The sequence below is a fragment of the Campylobacter sp. CNRCH_2015_0814 genome, assembly GCF_025772765.1.
Classification (GTDB): Bacteria; Campylobacterota; Campylobacteria; order Campylobacterales; family Campylobacteraceae; genus Campylobacter_D.
This window is the reverse complement of the sequence record NZ_JAKMSR010000007.1, coordinates 26589-49529: the sequence shown is the minus strand read 5'-3', so window position 1 is coordinate 49529 and position 22941 is coordinate 26589. Positions and strand designations below refer to the sequence as shown.

The window sequence follows — 22941 nt, the reverse complement described above, 5'->3', positions numbered from 1 at the left end:
TAAAGAAGTGATAATGAATGCCCAGCACATTCGAGAGCAAATGATTTTTTATACTACTCATTTACACTTAATAGATTTTTTATTAATGGCCTTGGTTGTATTTTTTTTCATTATCACTTTATTTTTAGCTTTAATCATCAGAAACAAGCCTGCTTTTGCCTTTATGGTGATTTTTTTAGGAATTTTATGTTCAGCAGGTATCGCTTATTTAGGATATTTTTTAATTGATACTAAAGTTAGATCAAGAATAACCAGCTTAGATAATGCTCAATTTTTTGTATACGATAACTCACTCAGCGTTGATTATAGCTTAACAAATACTTCTAAAAAAAGCTTTAGATACTGCAAATTAAAAGTAGAAGTTTTTAAGAAAAGTGATGATAATAGTACTTTTAAAAATTTAATACATACTATAAAACCTCTAAGAAGCAAATCAACCATGATAGAAAAAACAATAAATCCACAACAAACTATTAATTTAAAAACCAAATTTTCCGATTTTAAAGAAGGTCAAAATTTTGACATTGAGATTAGTTCAAAGTGTTTTTAATGGGATATTTTACATTTTTTCATATTTTAATCATTGTTATTATGTTAGCTTCTACAGGTTTAACTTGGGTTTTGCTTTACTTAAAAGTTCAAAATAAAAAATATATGATTATTTTTTGCATAGTGAGTTTTATACTAGCATTAATTTTAACCATTTCATTACTATTAACTATAGATCAATATACCAAAAAAGCAAGTTTGAGTAATTTTTCAACCTACAGACGCTTAGCAACAGAAAGTATTATTGTAAAAGGTAGAGTAACTAATGATACTAATTTTAAAATTTCTGAATGCTTTTTAGAACTTAGGATAATTGATGATAACAAAAAACATGAGGTAAGTGGTGAAATCTTTAATCAACAAAATTTTGATAGCATAAAAAGAGCAAATCAAGAACAAAGAGATGCTTCATATAATATCAATATTGCAAAAAATTTACCAGGGCATACTTATAAAGATTTTTCATTTGAAGTGGGATTACCACCTCATTTTCAAAGCTATAAGGTATTTAAACAATTAAAATGCAGATAAGGATTATTTAATAAAATAATCCCCATCAAAACTAATTAAAGAGTATTTTCTTTCATCGCCAATACTTGAAACTAGTTCATTAATATCCAAAAAAGTCAAGCTATCTGCACCTGTATACTCTCTAACCTCTTCAACGCTTTTATTAGCTGAGATTAATTCTTCAAAGGTAGGTGTATCTATACCATAAATATCAGGAAATTTAATTTCTGGACATGCAATCGCTAAATGGATTTTTCTTGCACCTGCTTGTTTTAAAAGAGCAATAATTTTTTTAGAAGTTGTTCCTCTTACCACACTATCATCAATCACCACTATATCTTTGCCTTCTAAGACTTTTTTCATAGGATTGAGTTTTAATTTTACCTTCAAATTTCTCATTTCTTGAGTTGGCTCTATGAAAGTTCTTCCAACATAGTGATTTCTCACTATTGCCATTTCAAGTGGGATTTTTAAATATTGCGCAAAACCTATAGCAGCACTTACACCACTATCTGGAACTGGCACTACAAAATCCACTTTTTCTTTAAATTTTTTAGCCAAGGCTTCACCCATTTTTTTACGCACTTCATATACGCTTTTACCTTCTATAATACTATCAGGTCTAGCAAAATAAATATACTCAAATGCACAAATTCTTGGGTCTGTCTTATCAAATACTTGAATGCTTTCAAACTCATAACTACCTTGAGTAAAAATCAACATCTCACCTGGTTTTACATCGCGGATAAATTCAGCCTCTATCAAATCAAAAGCGCAAGTTTCACTCGCTACAATATACCCACCATCTTTTAATCTACCCAAAGATAAAGGTCTAACCCCATAAGGATCTCTTACTACAAAAAGTTGATTTTTACTAGCAAGCATAAAGCAATACGCTCCCTTGCTTTGAGTCAAGCTTTCTATAAATCTATCTTTTAAAGTTTCTTTTTTGCTTTTTGCTATTAAATGTACCACATTTTCTGTATCCATATTAGAATGAAAAATAGCCCCGTTGTTAATCAGTTCTTTTCTAACTTCTTCTTTATTAATCAAATTTCCATTATGCACTAAAGAAATATCACCCAAAGAACAAGTAGCTGCAACAGGTTGGGCATCATGCAAAGAAGAATTTCCTGCAGTAGAATAACGATTATGTCCTATGGCTATCTCGCCTTTTAATCCTGCTAGAATTTGTGTATTAAAAATTTGCCCTACTTCACCTTTAGCTTTGTGTGTTTTGATACTCAAACCATCACTTACGCTAATCCCACTTGCCTCTTGTCCACGGTGCTGCATTGCAAATAAAGCATAATAAGCCACCGTACTTGCATTTTTTGAATTAATTACTCCAACTACTGCACACATTTAAATTCCTAAACAATCATCTATATCATATAAGCCATTTTCTTGAGAAGCTAACCATTTTGCACATTTTATCGCACCTTTTGCAAAAGTAGCTCTTGAAGTAGCCGTATGATTTAATTCTATAAATTCACCTTCATTGTAAAAACCAACCCTATGTGAACCTACTATATCACCGCCTCTTAAACTCATCACCGCGATTTCATCTTTACTTCTTTGTCCAATAATCCCATCTCTACCGCTTACTCTGACCTTTTCTAAGTCTAAATTTCTAGCCTTAGCAACATTTTGTGCTAAAGTCATTGCGGTACCACTTGGAGCATCTTTTTTCTTATTATGGTGCATTTCAAGTATTTCTATATCAAAATCTCTCAAAGCCTCACTAGCTAAATAAGAAAGCTTTTTTAAAATCGCCACACCCAAAGACATATTAGTTGCATAAAGAATAGGCATAGTAATACTTGCACTTTGCATTAACTCATTTTGCTTAGCATCCAAACCTGTAGTACCTATCACCAAAGGCTTGGGATTACTTCTTGCATATAAAAGCAAATCCTCACAACCCTTTGGAGTAGAAAAATCAATAATTACATCACATTTATTAAAAAAATCTTCGTAATTTGATCCTTGATCAAAAAACGCACTAGCCTTTGCCTGCTCATCATCTTCTAGGCAAAGTCTTATTTGAGTACCCATACGCCCATTACTTCCATGGATTCCAATATTAATCATTTTAAATCTGCCTTTTTAGAATTTGGAAAATTGTAGCGTTTATTTATTTAAAAGCAAATAACGCTTTTAATTAATCATCCCATTTTTGCCCTAAAAAATTTCCATTTCTATCAAAAAACATTTCCATATTATTACTTAGTTTAATTTCATAACCAAATTCTTCCCAATCCACATCTACAATAAAAGCTCCAGGAAAAGAACTTTGAATTTTATCCATAATAGGTTTAGAAAGCCCATAATAATTTTGCGCATAAGGATTATGCTGAGGCATATGAGGCATATTTTGTTGATATGAATTAGTATTTTGTTGTGTAATATTTGCACTAGCCATTAGTGCTAAAGTTGTACTTAGAATTAGTATTTTTTTCATTTTAGATTCTCCTTGATTTTTTATAGGAGAATCTTAATTAATTTTTGTGAAATTTATGTGAAGATTAATGCAAGTTTTCAATATATGCTAAAGCACTAAGTGCTGCGACTGCTCCATCGCCTGCTGCACATATTACTTGTTTTGGAGCATCTTTTCTTAAATCACCTGCTGCAAACAACCCTGCTATATTAGTTTGCATTTTAAGATCAACACCCACTTGACCACCTTCTTCCATAGCACATAAAAACTCACCATTTTCTTGTTTTAAGATTTCATTTCTCACGTTCAATCCAACAAAGGTAAAAATTCCAGGTACATCAAGATCTCTTTTAGAGCCATCATTAAATGCTATTTTTACCTTATTAACACCCATATTATCACCACAAACCTCATCAACTACTGCATTTGTGATTAATTCTATTTTATCATTATTTCTTACTTTTTCTACCGTTGAAGGCGCTGCTCTAAACTCATCTCTTCTATGGATTAAATATACTTTTGAGCAAATATTAGCTAGATACAATGCCTCTTCTAAGGCTGTATCTCCTCCACCTAAAACAGCTACTTCTTTATTTTTATAAAAAAATCCATCGCAAGTTGCACAAGTACTTACACCTTTGCCAAAAAATTCATCCTCGCCTTTAAAACCTGCACGACGTGGGGTAGAACCTGTACAAACAATAACAGCCTTTGCTTGTTCGACTTTACCATTTTCTAATTTAATATTAAAACTACCATCAGTATTTTTGCTAATTTGTTCTACACCTATCATTTCATGTTTTAAACCAAAACGCATACATTGCTCATTCCATGGAGCCATAAAAGAAATTCCATCTAAAACTTGTGCAACTCCAGGATAATTTTCAATTTCTGAACTTGAAGTTATTTGCCCACCTGGTGTACCTTTTTCAAACATTACAACATTTTTTAATCCGCCTCTAGTAGCATATAATCCCGCACTTAAACCAGCAGGGCCACCGCCTATAATAGCTAAATCTAACATCATTGTTTTCCTTGTGATTTATTTCAGAGATATTATACAAATTTTTCTTTAATTATAAATAATAAAAATTATTAAATAGTAAAAAATATGAAGAAAAGCCACTAAAAGTGGCTTGAGATTATAAAAGTGAGTTTAGTTTATCTGCTAAAACTTGTTTTGATTGAGCACCAACCAATTGATCAACCACTTCACCATCTTTAAAGAAAAAGATAGTTGGAATAGATCTTACACCAAATTGCGCAGCTAAATCACCTTGCTCTTCTGTATTTACTTTGCAAATTTTAGCCTTGCCATCAAAATCATTTGCAAGCTCATCAATTACCGGTGCAAGCATTCTACAAGGTCCGCACCATGGAGCCCAAAAATCTACTAAAGCTACACCTTCTTTTGCTTGTGCAAAATTTTCTGCAGTTAAATCAATATATTTTCCCATGTTATCTCCTTTAATTTTTTAAGATTTTATTAGATTAAAATAAACATTCTCTTAATAACTAATGTTTTCTAAAAGTTTTATATCATCTTTATACACGCAAAGTAAATCTAATTGAAAATTTTCATTACTTTTGTGTTTCATAAAGTAATACTCTATGGTTTTAATAATTTTGTTAAATTTTTTGCCATCTAGTCTATAGGCTACTTCATAATTTCCTTGTGTACTTTTAACTTCAATAAAATGTAAAATTTTATCTTTTTTAGCAATAATATCAATTTCTCCAAATTTAGAATGAAAATTTCTTTCTAAAATTTCAAAATCTTTATTTTTAAGATATTCACATGCTATATCTTCACCTTTTATACCAAAAAGATACTGTGATAAAACCATTTAATCTTCTATTCTCATCATAAAAACATCATCTTTAACAAATTCTTGTTCTTTAAGTTTTTGAGTTAAAATTTGTATATTTTTTTCATAAGTTTGATGAGTAATAAAAAATAAAGTACTACAATCTTGCTTTTCTTTTTTTGGCTTTTGCAAAAAAGTATCAATTGAAATTTGATGTTCGCTCATTAATTGTGTAATTTTTGATAAAACCCCTATTTTATCTAATACCTTTAATCTTAGATAATACCTTGTATAAATTTCATCCTTATTTAAAAGCTTATAAGAAGTATCGTTTAAATATCCAAAAATAGCACTATTTTTTTCTTTTCTTGCTATATCAATTAAATCTGCTACAACAGCACTTGCAGTTGCCTTACCACCTGCTCCTGGACCATAGTATAAACTTTCGCCCAAAATATCCCCATCTATACTGATAGCATTCATCACCCCATCAACTTTTGCTAACATTTTATCTTTATTTAACATAACAGGATGAACCCTTAATTCTATTTTTTCATCTTTTATTTTAGCAATACCTAAATGTTTTATGGTGTACTCAAATTCCTTTGCAAAATAAATATCCTCATCGCTTACCTTACTAATACCCTCAATCAAGATATCCTCAGGTTTTACTCTTAGTCCATAAGCAATATTTGCTAAAATTAAAAGCTTGTGCGCAGCATCAAATCCTTCTATATCAAAAGTAGGATCAGCTTCAGCATATCCTAAATCTTGGGCTTTTTTTAATACCTCTTGAAATTTGGCATTATCTTCTGCCATCTTGCTTAAAATATAATTACTTGTGCCATTTAAAATGCCTTTGATAGAAACGATATTATTGGCACTCAAACCCTCTTTTAAAATTTTAATAATAGGAATTCCACCCGCTACACTTGCCTCATAACCAAAAGCTGTATCTTGTGCTAATTTTTCAAGCTCATAACGATGATAAGCAAGTAAAGCTTTATTAGCAGTTACTACTGATTTTTTTCTTTTTAAAATTTTTGAAATTATCTCAAAGGGTAAATCAATACCACCCATTAACTCCACAAATACATCGATATCTTCACGCTCTAAAACCTCATCAATATCATTAACCACAGGAATCAATGCATTTGGCTTTGCACTTCTTGCTAAAGCAATTACCGGAAGAATTTCTTCATCACATCTTGCTTTAATTAAATCTTGATTTTTTAACAAAGTTTCTACAACAGCACTTCCTACCGTGCCATAGCCTAAAATCGCTATTTTCATTTTATTCTCTTAAGTATTTTTTGATATTTCTTGCTGCTTGACGAATGCGATTTTCATTTTCTATTAAAGCTATTCTAACATACTCATTACCCGCTTCACCAAAGCCAACTCCAGGACTTACTGCTACATTTGCTTTTTGTAAAAGCTGCTTAGAAAATTCCATACTACCAAGATGGGCCTTGCTTTGAGGGAGTTTTGCCCAAACAAACATACTTGCATTAGGCTTTTTTAATTCCCATCCTGCTTGGTAAAATGATTCCAGTAAGACTTCCAATCTTTTTGCATAAGTTGCCTTAATCTCTTCAACACAAGTTTGATCTCCATCTAAAGCTACAGTAGCAGCAACTTGTATAGGCGTATACATACCATAATCAAACCAAGATTTGATCTTTTTCAAAGCCGCAATTAAGCGTTTATTACCTACCACAAAACCTACACGCCAACCTGCCATGTTGTAAGATTTTGAAAGTGTATAGGTTTCTACTGCTACATCTTTAGCACCTTCAACTTCAAAAATCGAAGGAGTTTTATAAGAGCCAAAAGTTAAGTCCGCATAAGCAATATCAGAAATAATATAAAATCTTTCTTTTTTTGCCATAGCAACCAATCTCTCATAAAAACTTTTTTCCACTGTAACTGTTGTAGGATTATGCGGAAAATTTACCACTACATATTTTGGACGCGGAATACTTTCATGCAGTGTTTTTTGTAAATTTTCAAAAAAAGTATTTTCGTTTAATTCATAATTTTCATTAAAATCAAAATTCATAGTTGCTACATTACCACCTGCTATGATAAAAGCTTGAGTATGTATAGGATAAGCAGGCGTAGGCACAATAGCTACATCTCCTGGGTTAATAACAGCTCTTGCTAAATTTACAAAGCCTTCTTTAGAGCCCATCGTTGCAACTACTTCACTTTCAGGATCTAAATCAACATCATATTTTCTTTTATACCAATTACAAATTGCAAGTCTTAGTTTATAAATTCCACTCGAAGCAGAATACCCTGAAGTTTTGTCTTTATTTGCACTTTCGCAAAGCTTGTCTATAATATGTTGAGGAGTTTTGCCATCAGGATTTCCCATAGAAAAATCTATTATATCCTCCCCTGCTCTTCTTGCTGCCATTTTAATCGCATTAACTTCAGCAAAAACATAATTTGGAAGTCTTTCTATGGTATTAAAATGAATTTCTTCAAACATCGTCCGTCCTTTTTAGCGTCTTAAGTAAATTTTTAAACCCCTTTTTATATTATCAAGGCTAAACATATCTCCTATAATAGCATATTTTGCGCCCAATGGTATATTTACATTTACTTCATTTTGCTTATGTGTATTTTCTACACCTTGTATAAAATTCAAGTTTTTATCTAAAAATTGAATTTTGCAAAACCAAGAATCAAGATTGTGCGCACTAAGCTCCATACTTTTTGCACCTTGCAAATCAATAATATATTCTCTTAAAGGTTTGTTTAATTGAGTAATAGTATTTAATGGAATTTGAGTATTAACTTTAGGTTTTGCTTTTGAAAAATCTAGCTCATATTCATAATTTAACTCTGAAATTTTATAAATATCTTTAATAAAAACAGAACTACCCAGCAAAGCCTTATAAAAAACTCCTGGATCAAGCATGTACTGAGAATCTACAGCTAACTTATATGTGATATAGTTTTCCCTTAAAGTTAATTCAGTTGGTATAAAATAAATATAACCTAGTTCATTTAAAGTATCATTAATAGTTTTAAAAAACAAAACAGAATCAGCTTGGGCTTTAAAACTAAAAGTTAAAGTTTTTGGTTCATTTAATATAAAATTTGCCAAAGAATTGGTTTTTAAAATTTGAGAAATAGTGTAAATATCTACATTTCCACGCTCATCTTTATAATCATTTCTTGCAAACAAAAGTTCCAATTGTGCATCTTTAGAATTATCATTAACAATATGCTTAGCAACTTCTAAAGCACTTAGCGCAAAAGCATTAAGAGCAAAAAAAATGGAAAATATTAAAATTCTTACCATAATTTTCCTTTATTTTCTTTTATAAACTCAGCTTTTGTAATTTGTTTGATTTTACCATCTTTAATCATTAAAAACTTAGACACACCATTTTTAAACTCTAAAGTATTATTATTCTCATCATTTAAACTAAAAGCAGCATGACCCGTAGTAATAAGCATATCTTTATCTAAAGATAAAGTATAATCATTTTTAATAGTTAAAGAACTTTTTCTAAAAGTTTTTAAATCCACCATACCAAGCCAAAGCTCAGCGCTTGGTTTTATAATACTTTCTTTAAGCAAAACCATATTTTCTTCAGGCATATTTAAACTAGTATTACCCTCTAATGTTTCTTCTATAGTATTATTACTCTCATCTATTGGTTCTAAAATAGCACTTGTGTTTGTTTCATTATTTTCTGTGGTTTCATCAGCAAAAAAATTAAGAACCGGAGTTTCATTCTCATCAACTTTTTCTTCTAAGATAATTTGTTCTTGATTTAGCACATTAGTAGTATTTTCATCTAGTGTGGAACTTTGGAAAAATCTTGAAACACCCCAAGCTAAAGCCACTATCAAAAGCACTACTACTATAATTACAATATACCATACACTTGAGCTTTCTTTGGTATATGAGTTCATTCTAGGAGCAATATGCACATGATTTTTTTTCTCAATACCATTTTCTTCTAAATAGGCATGATATTCTTCTAAAAAGCTAGAAAAATCAAGCTCATATTCTCTTTGTAAAATTTTGATAAAACCATTTATATTAAAACGAGATAAAGACTTAAAATCTTTTTTAATAATATATTCAAGACAAGTTATTTCTATTTGTGTTCTTTTTTGAACTTCTAATAAATTTAAATCTTCTAATTTTTTCCAACTATCCATTTTTCATCCTATCGCAAAGTATTGCAAATGCTGCACTAACATTTAAACTATCAAAATCATTGTGCATTTTTATCCCTACACATTCATCGCATTTTTTAAGCACCTTTGGTGCTATACCAAAACCCTCACTTCCCATAATCAAAACTTTTTTATTTTTGGCCTTGATAGTATGTATATCACTACCTCCGCTTGCGCTAGCATAGATATAAAAACCTTTTTGTTTTAATTCATTTATCATGCTTAAAATATCATCATTTAAAACTATTTTCATATCTAAAGCCGCGCCACTACTTGCACGAATAACTCCATCCATAGCCACGCTTTTAGCTACCAAAATAATCCCATCAGCACCCAAAGCATAAGCACTACGCACGATAGCGCCTATATTTCCAACATCGCTAATATTATATAAAATAACTATAAAATCTTTTTCTTTTAAACTCTCAAAAGAGCTAAATTCAAAATCATCAATTTCCATTAAAAAACCTTGATGATTTCCACCTCTTGCCAAACTTTGCGCGGCCTTAAAATCAAGTTTTTTAATTTTTTTTGATGCCTTTGCTATTTTTGAAAAATCAGCTTTTTCACATTCTTTTGCTAAATAAATTTCTTTAATTTTTTCTTTGTGCTTTTCTAAGATATAAAAAAACACTTGCTTACCATAAACTATCATTTTTAAATAATAACCAAATTCAACTTAAAAGCAGTTTTTGATAATTTTCTTTTGGAGATTTCGCATTGATTTTTGAAAGAAGCTTTGCCTTTGTTTTTAAAGGCAAATCAAGTTCATAAATATCTTGCTCACACAAGGTATTTTGGTGAAATTGCTTTTCTTTAGCACTTACGACTACACACCATTCGCCACGCAAGTTCATTGTTTTTAATTTTTCTAAAGTTTCTAAGGCATTTGCTCTAAATTTGGCTTCAAATTTCTTTGTTGCTTCTTTTATGATAAAAATTTCTCTTAAAGGATCAATTTTACTAATTTCTTCTACTAAATTAAGTATCCTAGTAGGTGCTTCATAGACTATACTAGGATAAGGATTAAGCATTAAATTTTCAATATCTTTTTGTCTTTGAGGATTTTTATTAGCCAAAAAACCCATAAAAATAAATTCTTTTTTACAAAATGCACTTGAAACTAATGCAAGTAAAGCAGCATTTGACCCTGCCAAGACTTCATAATCAATATTATTTTTAACGGCATATTCAATTAAAAATTGCCCCGGATCGCTAATACCTGGCATACCCGCATCACTCAAATATGCAACATCTTGTTTAAAAAAATCATCATCTATTTTTGCTAAAAAATCTTTTTCATTATGAGTATGTAAGGCTAAATATTTATCAGGTTTTATTTCTAAATTAAATTTTTCATTAAGGAGATGAACTAAGGATTTGCAAACTCTCGTATCTTCGCATAAAAAGAGTTTGCATTTTTGTAAAATTTCTAAAGAATGAAAAGAAATATCGTTTAAATTTCCTATGGGCGTAGGAATAAAATATAACATTATTGCATTGCGTATTTTTTCTTAAATTTCTCTACACGACCCGCAGCATCTACGATTTTTTCACTACCTGTAAAAAATGGATGACAACTTGAGCAAATATCAACTTTAATTTCTGGTTTATTTGACTTAGTAGTAAAAGAATTTCCACAAGCACAACTAACTTTGCATTCTACATATTCTGGGTGAATTTCTTTTTTCATTGTTTATCCTTTTTCAAAACATTAAGGCGTAATTATATAAATTTTTATATAAAAAATAGCTAAATTTAAGCATGTTTTTAAATTATGAATTTTGAAGCAACCCCTATTAAAGCTGTTTGCGCTTTAAGTATAAAATCAGCCTGTAATTTTGCTTTTTTTACATTCTCCCCTCTTTCTTTTTGCGAAAATCCACCTTCAGCGCCTATTAAAAACACATGCTCACTAGGTTCAAATCTCATCAAATCTTCACCTTCAAAGTCTATTAAAACAATATTTTTATAAACTTGCTGAAATTTTTTAAAATCACCAAAGCTTTCAAGCTCCATTAAAGAGGCACGACCGCATTGCTGGGATGATTCTATAAGAATCTTTTCCATTCTTTTAAAATCTAATTTAAAATTCTTTTGTGAATAATCCATATACACAAAAGAAAGCTTTGCTACTCCAAGCTCGTTTAAAAAAGGTAAGGTTTTTTCTATAATCTTTGGATCAATCACCGCTAAAGCTAGGTGTAAATGCGTTTTTAATTCTTGTTTTTCTTCTTTTTTATCAAGTAAATTTAATGCACATGAGCGTCTAGAAAACTCTATGCATTCATAAGTATAAGCAAAAAAATCTTTTAAATTTTTTAATATGATTTTATCGCCTACTTTAATTCTTCTAGCTTTTAAATGCAAGAAAGCTTCATTTTCTAGCTCTAAATTTAAAGCACCACTTTGTGGGTGATATAAAAATCGCATTAAAAATAAAACCTTTGAAGCAAATAAGGCACAAAAAGTAAAAATATACCCGAACACAAAATAAAAAAGCTTAAAAATCTAAATTTAGCATAACGTTTGAACAATCTTGCTTTTTTAAATAAAACAAATTGATAAATAGCCAAAGCAAAGATAAAAATCCAACAAAACCACATAGAAAGCATGTATAAATTTAGCTCAAAATGCTTTAAAGCCCAAAGCAAACTTCCTGTAAAAAGTGTAATTGCTAAAAATAAATAATAAATTGGCAAAAATAGGCGAATTCTTTTTATAAAAATAAACTCTTGCGAAAAACTACTTTGAGTTAAATACAAATAAAACAACATTAAAAAGCCATTTGCGTATAAACTATATACATGCAATGCTAAAAAAAACTCATAACTTTGATCCATCACTGTCCTTGTGTGTTATTTTCATCTTTGATATCATCATCTACAGGTATAGGAAGCGTATCATCATCTATAATCACATTAGAATCACTTTGCTCAATTTGAACTTGCTCAGTCTGCACCTCTTTTTTTACGCTTGTATCTTCTTGACTTGAGCAAGCAATAAAAAACAATAATGGCACAATCAATAAAATCTTTTTCATTACACCTCCTTTTGATTAATAAAAACAAAATTTGCATCTTGAAGTTTTTTAAAAAAATCTTTATCTTTCCATTCATCGCTTATAGCTTGTGAAAATTCAATATCTGCCAAATTTATCTTTGGTAAAAACTCACTATAAGCATCTTCTCTAAAACCTTGTGCATAGCCTGTTCTTGTTTCATGCACAATAATACTTTTTAAGCTAACACCTTGCTCGCCATTGACCATCTTAGTCTTTAAAAGCAAGGTATCTATCAGTACAAAAAATATGCGTACAAAATTTTCTGCACTTACATTCACAGGTAAACTTACCCATCTTTGTGAGTGTTTTTTCATATCTTCTAAATAAACTTTATCATCATCTTTAAAAAGCGTAATAGCATGGTCAAAACTATCAATAATTTGTTTTATTTCATCTTTTAACAAACCAAAATCATATACCATTCCCGCATTGTCAAGGTATTTACTCTCAAGTAAAATTTCTACCTTATAAGAGTGGCCATGTATGCTTGTTTTACATCGCTTGGAGCTACAAAATCTAACAATATGAGCATTTTCAAATTCAAACATTTTTCTAATAATCATACGCCTTCTTTATCTCCCCAAATTCTAATATGCAATCTATCGGAGTAATTATATCCATTTTTTATACAAAATTCAGCAACACTTAAGGCATTTTTAGAAATTTCTTCTTCACTTGACCCCATAGGCATGCAAAATACCTCATTTTCACAAATTTGTAAAATTTCATTAATTTCGCCTAAGGCTTTATTTTCTTGTAAAAAATCCTTATCTAAAACAAATTTATAAAAACTATCTTTAGCATAGCGTTTAAAAGCTTTCAACGCTTTTTTATGAATCCTTTTTTCTTTTTTAACCCCGCTATTACTAAGCTTTACACCCAAAGCAAAATAACATTTTTTATACAAAGGATATTTTTCAAAATCAATTTCAATGCTTGCATTTGTTTCAAAATGCACTTTAAAGTCATTTTCTAAAAGCAAATTAATAAAACACAAAAAATCTTTATTTTGATAATTTAATAAAGGCTCACCACCTGTAATAACAACCATAGCTTTGCGTGAATTTGCTAGTTTTAAAACCTCATCAAAAAGCTTTACTGAAGTATATGTTTTATAACAAGTTTTAAATTCTTTGGTAAAGACAGCTCTTATAGTATCACAGCCCAAAAGTATTTTAGAATCTTTTTCTTTTTTTACTCCAAAGCCTACGCAGTTAAAATTACACCCAGCAAACCTTACAAATATAGCCAAATTTCCACTATATTTTCCCTCACCTTGCAAGCTTAAAAAAGTTTCAACAACTTCCATTATCCACCTGTTTGATAAAAGGCTCTTGTAGAACTTTGATTAGCCTCATTTTCTGCCCATCTATTTTTTTCTGATTTATTTTTTATCACGGTTTTTAAAACCTCACAAGCACCTGCTATGTCTTTATTACGTATAGCCTTTTTAATGCTTAAAGCTTCATCATAATATAAACAAGGTATTAAAAGCCCTTCAGCTGAAAGTCTTATACGGTTACAACTATCACAAAAATCATGGCTATGTGGATCAATAATGCCAAACTCATACCCATCTTCAAGCTCATAAATAGTCGCAGGTGCATTTGGACTTTTTTGTCCTTGTTTAAAAGAATATTTTTGAGCAATAATATTTAAAATTTCTGCTGATTTTAAGCCTTTTAAATCTCCATAAGCATGATAATTTTCCATAAATTCTATAAAGCGAATTTGGCTTTTGCGTGCTTTGGCAAATTCTAAAAGATCGATAAATTCACTATCATTAATCCCTTTAAGAGCTACGGTGTTAAATTTAATATTAAAGCCTAATTCTAAGGCCTCATTAATACCATTTAACACATCTTTAAGTATATTTTTTTGGGCTAACTTAAAAGCCACTTCTTCTTTTAAGGTATCTAAAGAGATATTAATTCTTTTTAAACCTGCCTGTCTTAAATCCTTTGCTTGTTGTTTTAATAAAGAAGCATTAGTAGTAAGTGCTAAGTCTATATCCTGCTTATACTCACTAATCATAGCAATAAATTTATGCAAATCTTTTCTTACTAAAGGCTCACCACCTGTAATACGAATTTTCTTAACTCCTTCATCGATGCAAACTTTAACAAACATAAAAAGTTCTTCAAATGATAAAAGATTTTCCTTAGCACTCCATTCAAATGGAGTTTTTGGCATACAATAAAGGCAACGAAAATTACATCTTTGTGTTACTGAAATTCTTAAATAATCAATCACTCTTCCATAACTATCTACCAACATCAAAGGCCTTTATAATAATTTATTAAATTTCAAAATAAGCTCAACCCTGCCCATACCTATACGCAAATCTTTGGCAATTTGCTCAATGGATTTTTTTTGATTAAAAAGCTCTATTACCTTTTGTTCTTCATTATCATAGCTTGGGCTTAATTTTGTAATACTTTGGGTTTTTTGTTCTAAATTTAATAAACGATTTTTTTGCTCACTTTGAAATTCTTCAATCACCTCTTCTACTTCTTTTAAAGCACTTAAAATAGGAAGGATATTTTGATTAATTTTTTGTTCTAATACCTGCAAAAGTTCTTCTTTTAGCTCTTCTTTAATGGCTTCAGTATCTATTTCCTCTTTTTCTTGCTCTTGTTCATCTAAACTTTCTTTTTTTAAATAATGATATTGCTTATTTAAATCTTCTATCATCTTACCAAGCTCGTTAATCTTAGCAATACTTTCTTTTTCTTTTATCATCATATAAGCAAACATAGCAAAAATTAATAAAGCTACCACAAGCCACAATAATAAATCACTACCCATTTTCTTGCTCCTTTAAAATCTTAATCATCGCTCTTTGCATATTTGCCACAAAATTATCATACACAAGCTCATCTTCTGCTTTTATTTGTGTGATTTTTGCCTCATTTTCATTTAAAGCTTTAAAAAAAATACTAATTTTTTGACCATTTAACTCAAATCTTGCATAATATTCCTCATCTTGAGTCAAACACTTTTCTTTAAATTGAATGTGTGCAAAATTTACACCTACCACAAAAGCTTTATATTTTAAATCTGTAAATAATTTTGTTTTATTGATATCATTTTTTATCAAATACAATTCTTGTTTTAAATCCATAAGCAAATCAAAAATAATTTGCTCACCTTCGCTAAATTCCACTCTTGAGGCAAGCTTTTTCCATTTGTTTAAATTGACATAATTATTACTTGAAAGATATTCTTGCAAAAACTCTTCATATCTTTCTTTGCTCTCTTCAAACTCAAGCTCTAATGAGCTTTTAAAAAAATTTATCTCCATAAAAGATCAACCCAAATAAATATAAAAAACACTATACTTAAATACCCATTTAAAGTAAAAAATGCTTTATCGATTTTTGCAAAATTCTTTCTAACTATGCGGTGCTCAAAAAATAAAATAATCGCACTAATTATCACGCCTAAAAAGGCAATATTTCCCGTTGGAGCCACCCAAACAAATAAAAGCCAAAAAAGTACTGCTAAAACATGACAAAACGCTGAGATAAATAAGGTTGCTTCAAGTCCAAATTTAGCAGGTATAGAGTACAAGCCTGTTTTTTTATCATATTCCATATCTTGCAAAGCATAAAGCAAATCAAAACCAGCTGTCCAAAAAGTAACACCCAAACACAAAATCACACTATAAATTTCAATACTTCCCAAAACTACAATGCTACCTGCAATAGGAGCAAGCCCTAGGCAAAATCCTAATACTAAATGCGCTAAGGATGAAAATCTTTTAAAAGCTGAATAAATAGCTAAAATAAACAATACCGGCAAAGAAAGAGCAAAGGCTAATTTATTAATAAAATAACTTGCCAAAACAAAAACAATAGCATTTAAAATAATAAAAAGTAAAATACTAGTTTTACCTATACGCCCATCGATATTAGGTCTATTTGCACACCTTGGATTATTTTTATCAATATCCTCATCCATCAAACGATTAATCGCCATTGCAAAATTTCTTGCACTCACTGCACAAATAACACCCAAAAATAAAGCCTTAAAGCCAAACCAAGTGCTATCATTTAAAATAACAGAAGCTACAATCATTGAAGTAAATAAAAAAGGTAGGGCAAAAATAGAATGCTTAAAAACAATCAAATCTAAAATATCTTTTAATTTTTCTTTTAATATAGGCATTTTTTCTCTTTATAATATATTTTTGTTATGATTTTACTAAAATAATTTTAAATTTAGGATATTTTTACGATGTTTTTTGAATTTGCACTCATTGGAACCACTGCAAGTGGCAAAACAGAACTTGCTAATAAACTAGCTTATGAATTTAATGCAAGTATTTTAAGCCTTGATAGTCTTTGCGTGTATAAACAAATCAACATCGCTTCAGCCAAAACAGAACAAAAAACCTTAGACGAGCTTGATTATTTTGGCATAAATTTATTAAATGTCAATGAGCATTTTAACATCGCTTTGTTTTTTGAAGAATACAAAAAAGCAAAGGCTTTTGCCAAAAAAAATAATAAAATGCTTATTATCACAGGTGGAACTAGCTTTTATTTAAAAGCTTTAATGGATGGCTTGAGTGAAAATTTCAAAGAAAGCCAAAGCGCACTAAGTAATGATGAAATTTATCATTTAATGACAAAAATTGATCCACAAGTAAAAATAGAAAAAAACGATACTTATCGTTTGAAAAAATGGCTTGGAATTTATGAGCAAACTAATAAAATTCCAAGTGAAGTTTTAAAAGAAACCAAACAAGAAGCTTTGATTAAAAAACTTGATATTTTTGAAATTTCTTGGCAAAAAGATCTTTTAGAAAAACGCATTATTAAGCGCACTAAAAATATGCTAAATGAGGGTTTAGTAGATGAAGCTAAAATGTTATTTGATAATTATGATCATAATTTAAAAGCACTAAATTCCATAGGTTTAAAAGAATGCAAAGAGTTTTTAGATAAAAAAATAAATCTAAAAGAGCTTGAAGAGCTCATCATCATTCACACAAGACAACTTGCCAAAAGACAAAGAACTTTTAATAAAAAATTCAATAAAGAAATTTTAGATTTTCAAAGTGCTTATGAGAATTTAAAAGCTTATATTTTAAAAAAATATCAAGGCTGAGTATTTAAGACATTTAATTTATCTTTACATAAATTTTGCCAATTACCCGTTGCGTTAATATCTATACAATTTTGCAAACTTTGTTTTTGATTTTGCACATCTTTTAAATCTTCATAAATATTGCTTTGCACATAAAAAACTCTTGCGCGCTCATCATCTTTTAAAGGATTAGCAAGTAAGTCTTTAAACAAAGTTAAGGCTTTTTGAGCTTGATTGCTTTGTTTTAAAGCTTTGATATAGATAAATTCTAAATCGGGACTAAAAAGATTTACTCCCTTTAAGTTTTGATAATCAATAGCCTTTGGAGCATAGTTTAAAATACTTGTTAGAAAATTATTTTTTTCACAATAACGCAAAAACTCATAATATAATTCCACCATACGATAATTCATAGGAAATTGCTCTAGTTTTTGTAAAGTTCTTATCATGGCATTATAATCTTGTAATCTAAGCTCAGCAAAAAATTTAATATAATTTGCTTCAAATTTTTCATTATCACTAATAATCGTTCTTGTATTTAAAATATCATTAATTGTTTTTATAACAAAGTTATAACGCTTATCTTTAAGAGCTAAATCAGCACTTTGAAGCTTATAAAAGATAATATCATCGTTTTCATTTTCCACTATGTATTTTTTAGCTTCTTCTATGCGCGTTGTGCGTTTAAAACACTCAAGCATTTGTTTTTTATTTTGTATTTTGCCTCCTATATTATAGGCTTTAAAATCATCATATATTTTAATAGCAGCCAAACACTCATCATTTTTTAATCTTTGCTCTAAAACCAAAATAGCAGCTTGTTCTAAAAGATTTTTTACTTCTTTATTGGAGTATTTTTCAATGTCTTTTTGATAACTTATAACCTTTTCATAATTTTTTTCTTGAAAATATAATTTGACATTATCAAACAGCGCCTTACTAGAAATTTCTCCAGCGTATTTTTTCATAATTTCTTCATATTTTTGATGCAAAAAGCTTGCATTAGCATCTTTTAAATATAAAAAGTTTTTATCTTGCGCTTCTTTAATTAAACTCACATATTCACCCAAAGGAAAATCTTCTGCATAAAGATCTAAATATTTTTGAGCTTTAATATGTTCATTTGCATTTAATAAAGACAAGGCAAGATCTTTTAATACTCTTTCATATTCTTTATCTACCTTGGTTAAATGCGTAAAAATATACTCATAAATTTTAGAACTTAAATCATAAACCCTATTATTAGCAAAAGCTTTTGCTAATAATAAAGAATTTTCTAAATCGCTCATGAAAAATTCAGGGTTTGATTCTAAAATTTTATTTGCCAACTCTTTGGCTTCTTTTGTATTTTGAGTTTCTAAATAATTTTTTGATAAAAATAAAGCAGCCCTACTAGCTAAATCTGCATTTGGAGTAGAATAATACACATCTTGATAAATATTATTTGCGGTATTTTTCTTACCTAAATGATATAAATAATCTGCATAATCAAGTAAAGCCATTATAGTGTATTTATCGCCTTTATGCTCAGTATTTAAAGTATCTATAATATATTCAACATTTGATCTTTGTGATAAACCCATATAAACTCTCATCATAATATACATCACTTCTGTATAATCTTTATCGTTAATATAAGTTCTTACCCATCTTTTAGCATCATCTAACATTTGTTCTAAAATTACTTGGTCTTTATCAAGTTCATAAGTATAAAGTTTATTTTGCGCTCTTAACTTATAAAGCTCAAATTCATTCATAAATACACTACCTTGATAACGCTTAATAGCATTAACAGTATCTCTTAATACTTGATCATATTTTTTTGCCTCATATTCTTGTTTTATACTAAAATAAGCGTTAAAATCTGCACTTTTTGAAGTTTCCATAGGATTAGAATTTAAATCTAATGCTCCAATATAAGGCATTAATGCATCATCAAAATAAATATCAAAATCAAGCCCATCGCTAGGTTTATAATACCTTAAATCTTTGGTAAAAATAAATACAAAATGCTTAGAAGCATCTCCACTTTGACTTTGAATTTCTTTAGCATTAAAAATATCTTGGGAATAATTAAACATCTTAGCTAAAATTTTAGGATAGATTTTGATTGTCAAAAAAGTTTGGTGCTTTTCAAAATAAATCGTAAAATCATCAAATTCTTTATTTTGAAACTGCATATTGCTAACACCTAAAACATTGCACTCAAAATGGGTTTTTTCAAATTCAAAAACACTTTTGCAAGTAAAATCCTTATCATCTTTTAAATGCAAAAGCGTAAAAGGGCGTTTATGCTCTTCTCCTTTATTAACAATAATTTCAAAAGAAAATGTATAAGTTATACTTAATAAAAATAAAAATAAAACCCTTATCATAAGCGTGATTATAGCAATATTATTTTACAAAAGCAAAAACACGCAAGAAACACTTCCAATCAAACACAAGCATAAAATAATCTTTTGTTTTACATCTAAGTTTGCACTTTCTATGATTTGAGCCTTTTTGAAAAAAACATAAATTAAAATTTTTAAATAAGCATAAAGCATAATCATAGAACTTAAAGCTATAGCAAATATAAGTACATAATAGCCTGAGTTTAAAATAGAAGCTAAAATTAAAATTTTACCCCAAAAAATACCAAAAGGCGGAATACCTGCTATACACAAAATGAATATAGCTAGCATTATAGACAATACTGGTCTTTGATCAAACAAACCTGAAAAACTCTCAAATGAACTTTTTTGAAATAAACTCAATATTAAAAAAATTCCATAATTTGCAAAAGCAAAAGATATCCAATACACAAACAAAGCAAAAATTGAAAGCAAATAAGAAGTCCCATCTCCTTGAGAACTCACACTCATACTAGAAACAATAACTGCTAATATAAAAGAAGAATGAGTAATAGAACTATATGCTAGCATTTTTTTCACATCTTTTTGGATTAAAGCTACTATACTTACAACAAGCATAGAAAAAATTGCTAGTAATGCTACTATGTATTCAAATTTTACTCCACCGCCTAAAGCAGAAAAAATTCTTAAAACTACTATTATCATAGCTATTTTTGGTACTATAGATATAAATGCTATAAAATTTGTATGCACTCCACAATACACATCTTTTAACCAAAAATGAAAAGGTGCAATAGAAAGTTTTACTCCAACAATAACTAAAAACATTACCCCAGCACAAAGCAAGATAGGATCTGAAATATATTCAGAATGCAATAGATTATCTAAATCCAAAGATTTTGTTTTTAAATATACAAAAGCACAAGCAAAGACAAAAAACCCAGCGCCTACCGCAGCTAAAGTAAAATACTTTATACTAGAGCTAATAGCATTATGAGTTCCTCTTAGTGCTATTAATGTATAAAGAGCTAAAGAAGAACCTTCTAAAGCTAGGAAAATTACAATTAAATTAGTGCTTGATATCATTAATATCAAAGAAGCAATCATAAATAAAAACAAAGAAAAAAACTCTGCCTTTTGCTCATCTTTATCCATTAATAAATAAAGCATTGAAAAAACTAAAATAACTATTTGAGCAAAAATTGCATAATTATCACTTACAAATAAACCAAAAAAGGCATGAGAATTATCTAAAACAAAGCCATTATAAAGCAATAAAAAACACAAAGCGCTAAATAAAGCTATAACACTTGCTCCTATATAAAAATTTCTAGAAAGCTTTTTAAATGCATCCAACAAAAGCAAAACAATAGCCCAAAAAAGCAATGATAACACAGGAAATAACAATACAAAATTGAATTTTTCTAAACTAAAGCCACTCATTAAAAACCTCTTATATCATCTATGATTTTTTGATTTTCTATTGCAATATTTCTTGTTTGCATAACTTCAAGAATGCTATTTACATTCAAAGCAATTTCATCAAGCATAGCACTTGGAGCTATCCCTAAATAAATTACCAAGGCACTTAAAATACTCAAAACAAAAATTTCACCTTTTTTTAATATTAATTTCTCCATTTTTTCTTCACTAGTGGCAAAAAACATATTTCTATAAATATTTAACATATAAATAGCTCCTAAAATAATCACACCACCTGCAAATAATGCATACCATAAATTCACACTTGCTATGCCTTGTAAAATTAAAAACTCACCTACAAAAGAAATAGTCAAAGGCAGTGAAATAGATGAAAATAATAACACCGCAAAGAAAAAGCTAAATAATGGAGCTGTTTTAGCTAAATTTTTATAAAAGTCTAAATCAAAAGTATGATATCTTTTATAAAGCATATAAGCAGCCAAAAACAAACCACCCGTAACTATACCATGTGCAAACATGTAAAATACAGAACCACTAACCCCATTATAAGTAAAAGTCACAATACCCAAAATCACCACACCTAAATGCGAAATTGAGCTATAAGCAATTAATTCTTTTAAATCTTTGGTTTTAAAAGCAATTAAAGCTGCATATAAAATTCCAACTATACATAAAATAGCAAGTAAAGAATAATAATGATTTAAAGTATCAGGTGTTAAAGGCAAGATAAATCTTAAAAATCCAAAAGGAGCCATTTTAAAACTAACAAGCATTACAGATACTAAAGTCGGACTTTTTGCATAAACTTTTGGCGCCCAAGTGTGGAAAGGAAATAAAGGACTTTTAATCGCAAAAGCGATAAAAAATCCTATAAAGATTAAATTTTGCACACTTTCAGGTATGAAAAATTCACTCTGATACCAAGCAAGTAAATCAAAACTCCAATACCCAAAACTTTGATAATACAAAAATCCTACATAAATAATCGCTAAAAGCATGAGCATAGAACCGCAAAATGCATAAATGAAAAATTTAATCCCTGCTTTATAATTATCTGAATATCTGCCTATTAAATAAATAATAGGTATAAGAGAAAACTCCCAAAATACATAAAACAATAAAGCATCCAATGAAGCAAAAAGCCCTATAATACAAAATTGCAATAAAAATATACTTACTACAACACTTTTATCTTGAATATCTAAACATATAAAAGATAAAAAAATCATAATAGAACAAAGCAACATCAAATAAAGCGCTATAGCATCTACACCGATATGAAAATTAACTATTAAAGAATTTAAACTAAACTCATAAGCTATGCCACCATGATAATTAAACAATAAAAAAACATTAAAAACTAAAATCAAAAAGCTAACTAAAATAGCAAAAGACTTGCTATCTTCTTTTTGCAAAAACAAAGCTATAAAAGCTGCAAAAAATGGAAATAACATTAATAAACCAAGCATT

Annotated in this window: 28 protein-coding genes; 3 read left to right on the top strand and 25 right to left on the bottom strand. The window is 29.1% G+C overall.

Translation table 11 applies throughout. The features are described from left to right. Window positions 1-13: 13 nt before the first annotated feature. Both L8X24_RS05125 and L8X24_RS05120 read left to right on the top strand, forming a co-directional pair. Window positions 14-550, top strand: coding sequence for a DUF2393 domain-containing protein (locus L8X24_RS05125; RefSeq protein ID WP_263663890.1), 537 nt, complete (start codon window positions 14-16; stop codon window positions 548-550). Then, window positions 550-1080 (top strand): DUF2393 domain-containing protein, encoded by a 531-nt coding sequence (locus tag L8X24_RS05120; protein ID WP_263663889.1) that lies wholly within the window; start codon window positions 550-552, stop codon window positions 1078-1080. Before L8X24_RS05125 ends, L8X24_RS05120 begins: the two co-directional genes overlap by 1 nt. Window positions 1081-1083: 3 nt before the next feature. Here L8X24_RS05120 and purF read toward each other — a convergent pair whose 3' ends face one another. The 22 genes from purF to mqnP form a co-directional block, all read right to left on the bottom strand. Beyond that, window positions 1084-2424: an amidophosphoribosyltransferase gene (gene purF, locus L8X24_RS05115; RefSeq protein ID WP_263663888.1), complete on the bottom strand. Its 1341-nt coding sequence runs from the start codon at window positions 2422-2424 to the stop codon at window positions 1084-1086. Then, complete coding sequence (gene dapB / locus L8X24_RS05110; RefSeq protein ID WP_263663887.1) at window positions 2425-3153, bottom strand: 4-hydroxy-tetrahydrodipicolinate reductase; 729 nt, start codon at window positions 3151-3153, stop codon at window positions 2425-2427. 70 nt (window positions 3154-3223) lie between these two features. Further along, on the bottom strand, window positions 3224-3523 hold the full coding sequence (locus tag L8X24_RS05105; RefSeq protein WP_070255351.1) for a PepSY-like domain-containing protein: 300 nt from the start codon (window positions 3521-3523) through the stop codon (window positions 3224-3226). A 64-nt stretch (window positions 3524-3587) separates the two neighbouring features. After that, window positions 3588-4526: a thioredoxin-disulfide reductase gene (gene trxB, locus L8X24_RS05100; protein ID WP_263663941.1), complete on the bottom strand. Its 939-nt coding sequence runs from the start codon at window positions 4524-4526 to the stop codon at window positions 3588-3590. A 118-nt stretch (window positions 4527-4644) separates the two neighbouring features. After that, the gene (trxA, locus tag L8X24_RS05095) at window positions 4645-4959 is read right to left on the bottom strand and encodes a thioredoxin (RefSeq protein WP_012662110.1); all 315 of its coding nucleotides are present in this window, start codon (window positions 4957-4959) and stop codon (window positions 4645-4647) included. Between the two features lie 51 nt (window positions 4960-5010). After that, window positions 5011-5349, bottom strand: coding sequence for a YraN family protein (locus L8X24_RS05090; protein ID WP_263663886.1), 339 nt, complete (start codon window positions 5347-5349; stop codon window positions 5011-5013). Next, window positions 5350-6603 (bottom strand): homoserine dehydrogenase, encoded by a 1254-nt coding sequence (locus L8X24_RS05085; protein ID WP_220555476.1) that lies wholly within the window; start codon window positions 6601-6603, stop codon window positions 5350-5352. It lies immediately after the preceding gene. Between the two features lies 1 nt (window position 6604). Then, window positions 6605-7807: an LL-diaminopimelate aminotransferase gene (locus L8X24_RS05080; protein WP_263663885.1), complete on the bottom strand. Its 1203-nt coding sequence runs from the start codon at window positions 7805-7807 to the stop codon at window positions 6605-6607. Window positions 7808-7819: 12 nt separating this feature from the next. Next, complete coding sequence (locus L8X24_RS05075) at window positions 7820-8626, bottom strand: hypothetical protein (RefSeq protein ID WP_263663884.1); 807 nt, start codon at window positions 8624-8626, stop codon at window positions 7820-7822. After that, complete coding sequence (locus tag L8X24_RS05070) at window positions 8620-9498, bottom strand: hypothetical protein (RefSeq protein ID WP_263663883.1); 879 nt, start codon at window positions 9496-9498, stop codon at window positions 8620-8622. Before L8X24_RS05070 ends, L8X24_RS05075 begins: the two co-directional genes overlap by 7 nt. After that, window positions 9491-10171 carry a 23S rRNA (guanosine(2251)-2'-O)-methyltransferase RlmB gene (gene rlmB / locus L8X24_RS05065; protein WP_263663882.1) on the bottom strand — a complete coding sequence of 227 codons (681 nt, stop codon included), beginning with the start codon at window positions 10169-10171 and terminating at the stop codon, window positions 9491-9493. The genes L8X24_RS05070 and rlmB overlap by 8 nt, the downstream gene beginning before the upstream one ends. 19 nt (window positions 10172-10190) lie before the next feature. Next, window positions 10191-11009 (bottom strand): 16S rRNA (cytidine(1402)-2'-O)-methyltransferase, encoded by an 819-nt coding sequence (gene rsmI, locus L8X24_RS05060; RefSeq protein WP_263663881.1) that lies wholly within the window; start codon window positions 11007-11009, stop codon window positions 10191-10193. Then, window positions 11009-11209, bottom strand: a complete 201-nt coding sequence (gene rpmE, locus L8X24_RS05055; RefSeq protein ID WP_012662118.1) for a 50S ribosomal protein L31 — start codon at window positions 11207-11209, stop codon at window positions 11009-11011. Before rpmE ends, rsmI begins: the two co-directional genes overlap by 1 nt. A gap of 77 nt (window positions 11210-11286) precedes the next feature. Further along, window positions 11287-11949: a 16S rRNA (uracil(1498)-N(3))-methyltransferase gene (locus L8X24_RS05050; RefSeq protein WP_173776935.1), complete on the bottom strand. Its 663-nt coding sequence runs from the start codon at window positions 11947-11949 to the stop codon at window positions 11287-11289. Beyond that, on the bottom strand, window positions 11949-12359 hold the full coding sequence (locus L8X24_RS05045; RefSeq protein WP_039668881.1) for a hypothetical protein: 411 nt from the start codon (window positions 12357-12359) through the stop codon (window positions 11949-11951). Before L8X24_RS05045 ends, L8X24_RS05050 begins: the two co-directional genes overlap by 1 nt. Further along, window positions 12359-12559 carry a hypothetical protein gene (locus L8X24_RS05040; RefSeq protein ID WP_039668882.1) on the bottom strand — a complete coding sequence of 67 codons (201 nt, stop codon included), beginning with the start codon at window positions 12557-12559 and terminating at the stop codon, window positions 12359-12361. Before L8X24_RS05040 ends, L8X24_RS05045 begins: the two co-directional genes overlap by 1 nt. Further along, window positions 12559-13143, bottom strand: a complete 585-nt coding sequence (locus tag L8X24_RS05035; RefSeq protein ID WP_012662122.1) for a 6-pyruvoyl trahydropterin synthase family protein — start codon at window positions 13141-13143, stop codon at window positions 12559-12561. Before L8X24_RS05035 ends, L8X24_RS05040 begins: the two co-directional genes overlap by 1 nt. Beyond that, window positions 13140-13889, bottom strand: a complete 750-nt coding sequence (locus L8X24_RS05030; protein ID WP_263663880.1) for a 7-carboxy-7-deazaguanine synthase QueE — start codon at window positions 13887-13889, stop codon at window positions 13140-13142. Before L8X24_RS05030 ends, L8X24_RS05035 begins: the two co-directional genes overlap by 4 nt. Next, a complete protein-coding gene (gene moaA / locus L8X24_RS05025; protein ID WP_263663879.1) occupies window positions 13889-14857 on the bottom strand; it encodes a GTP 3',8-cyclase MoaA in 969 nt (322 codons plus the stop codon). The genes L8X24_RS05030 and moaA overlap by 1 nt, the downstream gene beginning before the upstream one ends. Before the next feature lie 9 nt (window positions 14858-14866). After that, window positions 14867-15388: a hypothetical protein gene (locus L8X24_RS05020; protein WP_263663878.1), complete on the bottom strand. Its 522-nt coding sequence runs from the start codon at window positions 15386-15388 to the stop codon at window positions 14867-14869. Beyond that, window positions 15381-15884, bottom strand: a complete 504-nt coding sequence (locus L8X24_RS05015) for a hypothetical protein (protein WP_263663877.1) — start codon at window positions 15882-15884, stop codon at window positions 15381-15383. Before L8X24_RS05015 ends, L8X24_RS05020 begins: the two co-directional genes overlap by 8 nt. Beyond that, on the bottom strand, window positions 15875-16750 hold the full coding sequence (gene mqnP, locus L8X24_RS05010; protein ID WP_263663876.1) for a menaquinone biosynthesis prenyltransferase MqnP: 876 nt from the start codon (window positions 16748-16750) through the stop codon (window positions 15875-15877). Before mqnP ends, L8X24_RS05015 begins: the two co-directional genes overlap by 10 nt. 69 nt (window positions 16751-16819) lie before the next feature. Here mqnP and miaA point away from each other — a divergent pair, with 69 nt between their 5' ends. Continuing rightward, window positions 16820-17695 carry a tRNA (adenosine(37)-N6)-dimethylallyltransferase MiaA gene (gene miaA / locus L8X24_RS05005; RefSeq protein WP_263663875.1) on the top strand — a complete coding sequence of 292 codons (876 nt, stop codon included), beginning with the start codon at window positions 16820-16822 and terminating at the stop codon, window positions 17693-17695. On the opposite strand, the gene L8X24_RS05000 is transcribed toward miaA, so the two are convergent. From L8X24_RS05000 to L8X24_RS04990, 3 genes are read right to left on the bottom strand one after another with little or no spacing between them, the layout of a single operon-like run. After that, window positions 17686-20049 (bottom strand): tetratricopeptide repeat protein, encoded by a 2364-nt coding sequence (locus tag L8X24_RS05000; RefSeq protein ID WP_263663874.1) that lies wholly within the window; start codon window positions 20047-20049, stop codon window positions 17686-17688. The genes miaA and L8X24_RS05000 overlap by 10 nt on opposite strands. 24 nt (window positions 20050-20073) lie before the next feature. Then, window positions 20074-21471 carry an NADH-quinone oxidoreductase subunit N gene (locus tag L8X24_RS04995; protein WP_263663873.1) on the bottom strand — a complete coding sequence of 466 codons (1398 nt, stop codon included), beginning with the start codon at window positions 21469-21471 and terminating at the stop codon, window positions 20074-20076. Further along, window positions 21471-22940 (bottom strand): complex I subunit 4 family protein, encoded by a 1470-nt coding sequence (locus L8X24_RS04990; protein WP_263663872.1) that lies wholly within the window; start codon window positions 22938-22940, stop codon window positions 21471-21473. The genes L8X24_RS04995 and L8X24_RS04990 overlap by 1 nt, the downstream gene beginning before the upstream one ends. Window position 22941: the final 1 nt, after the last annotated feature.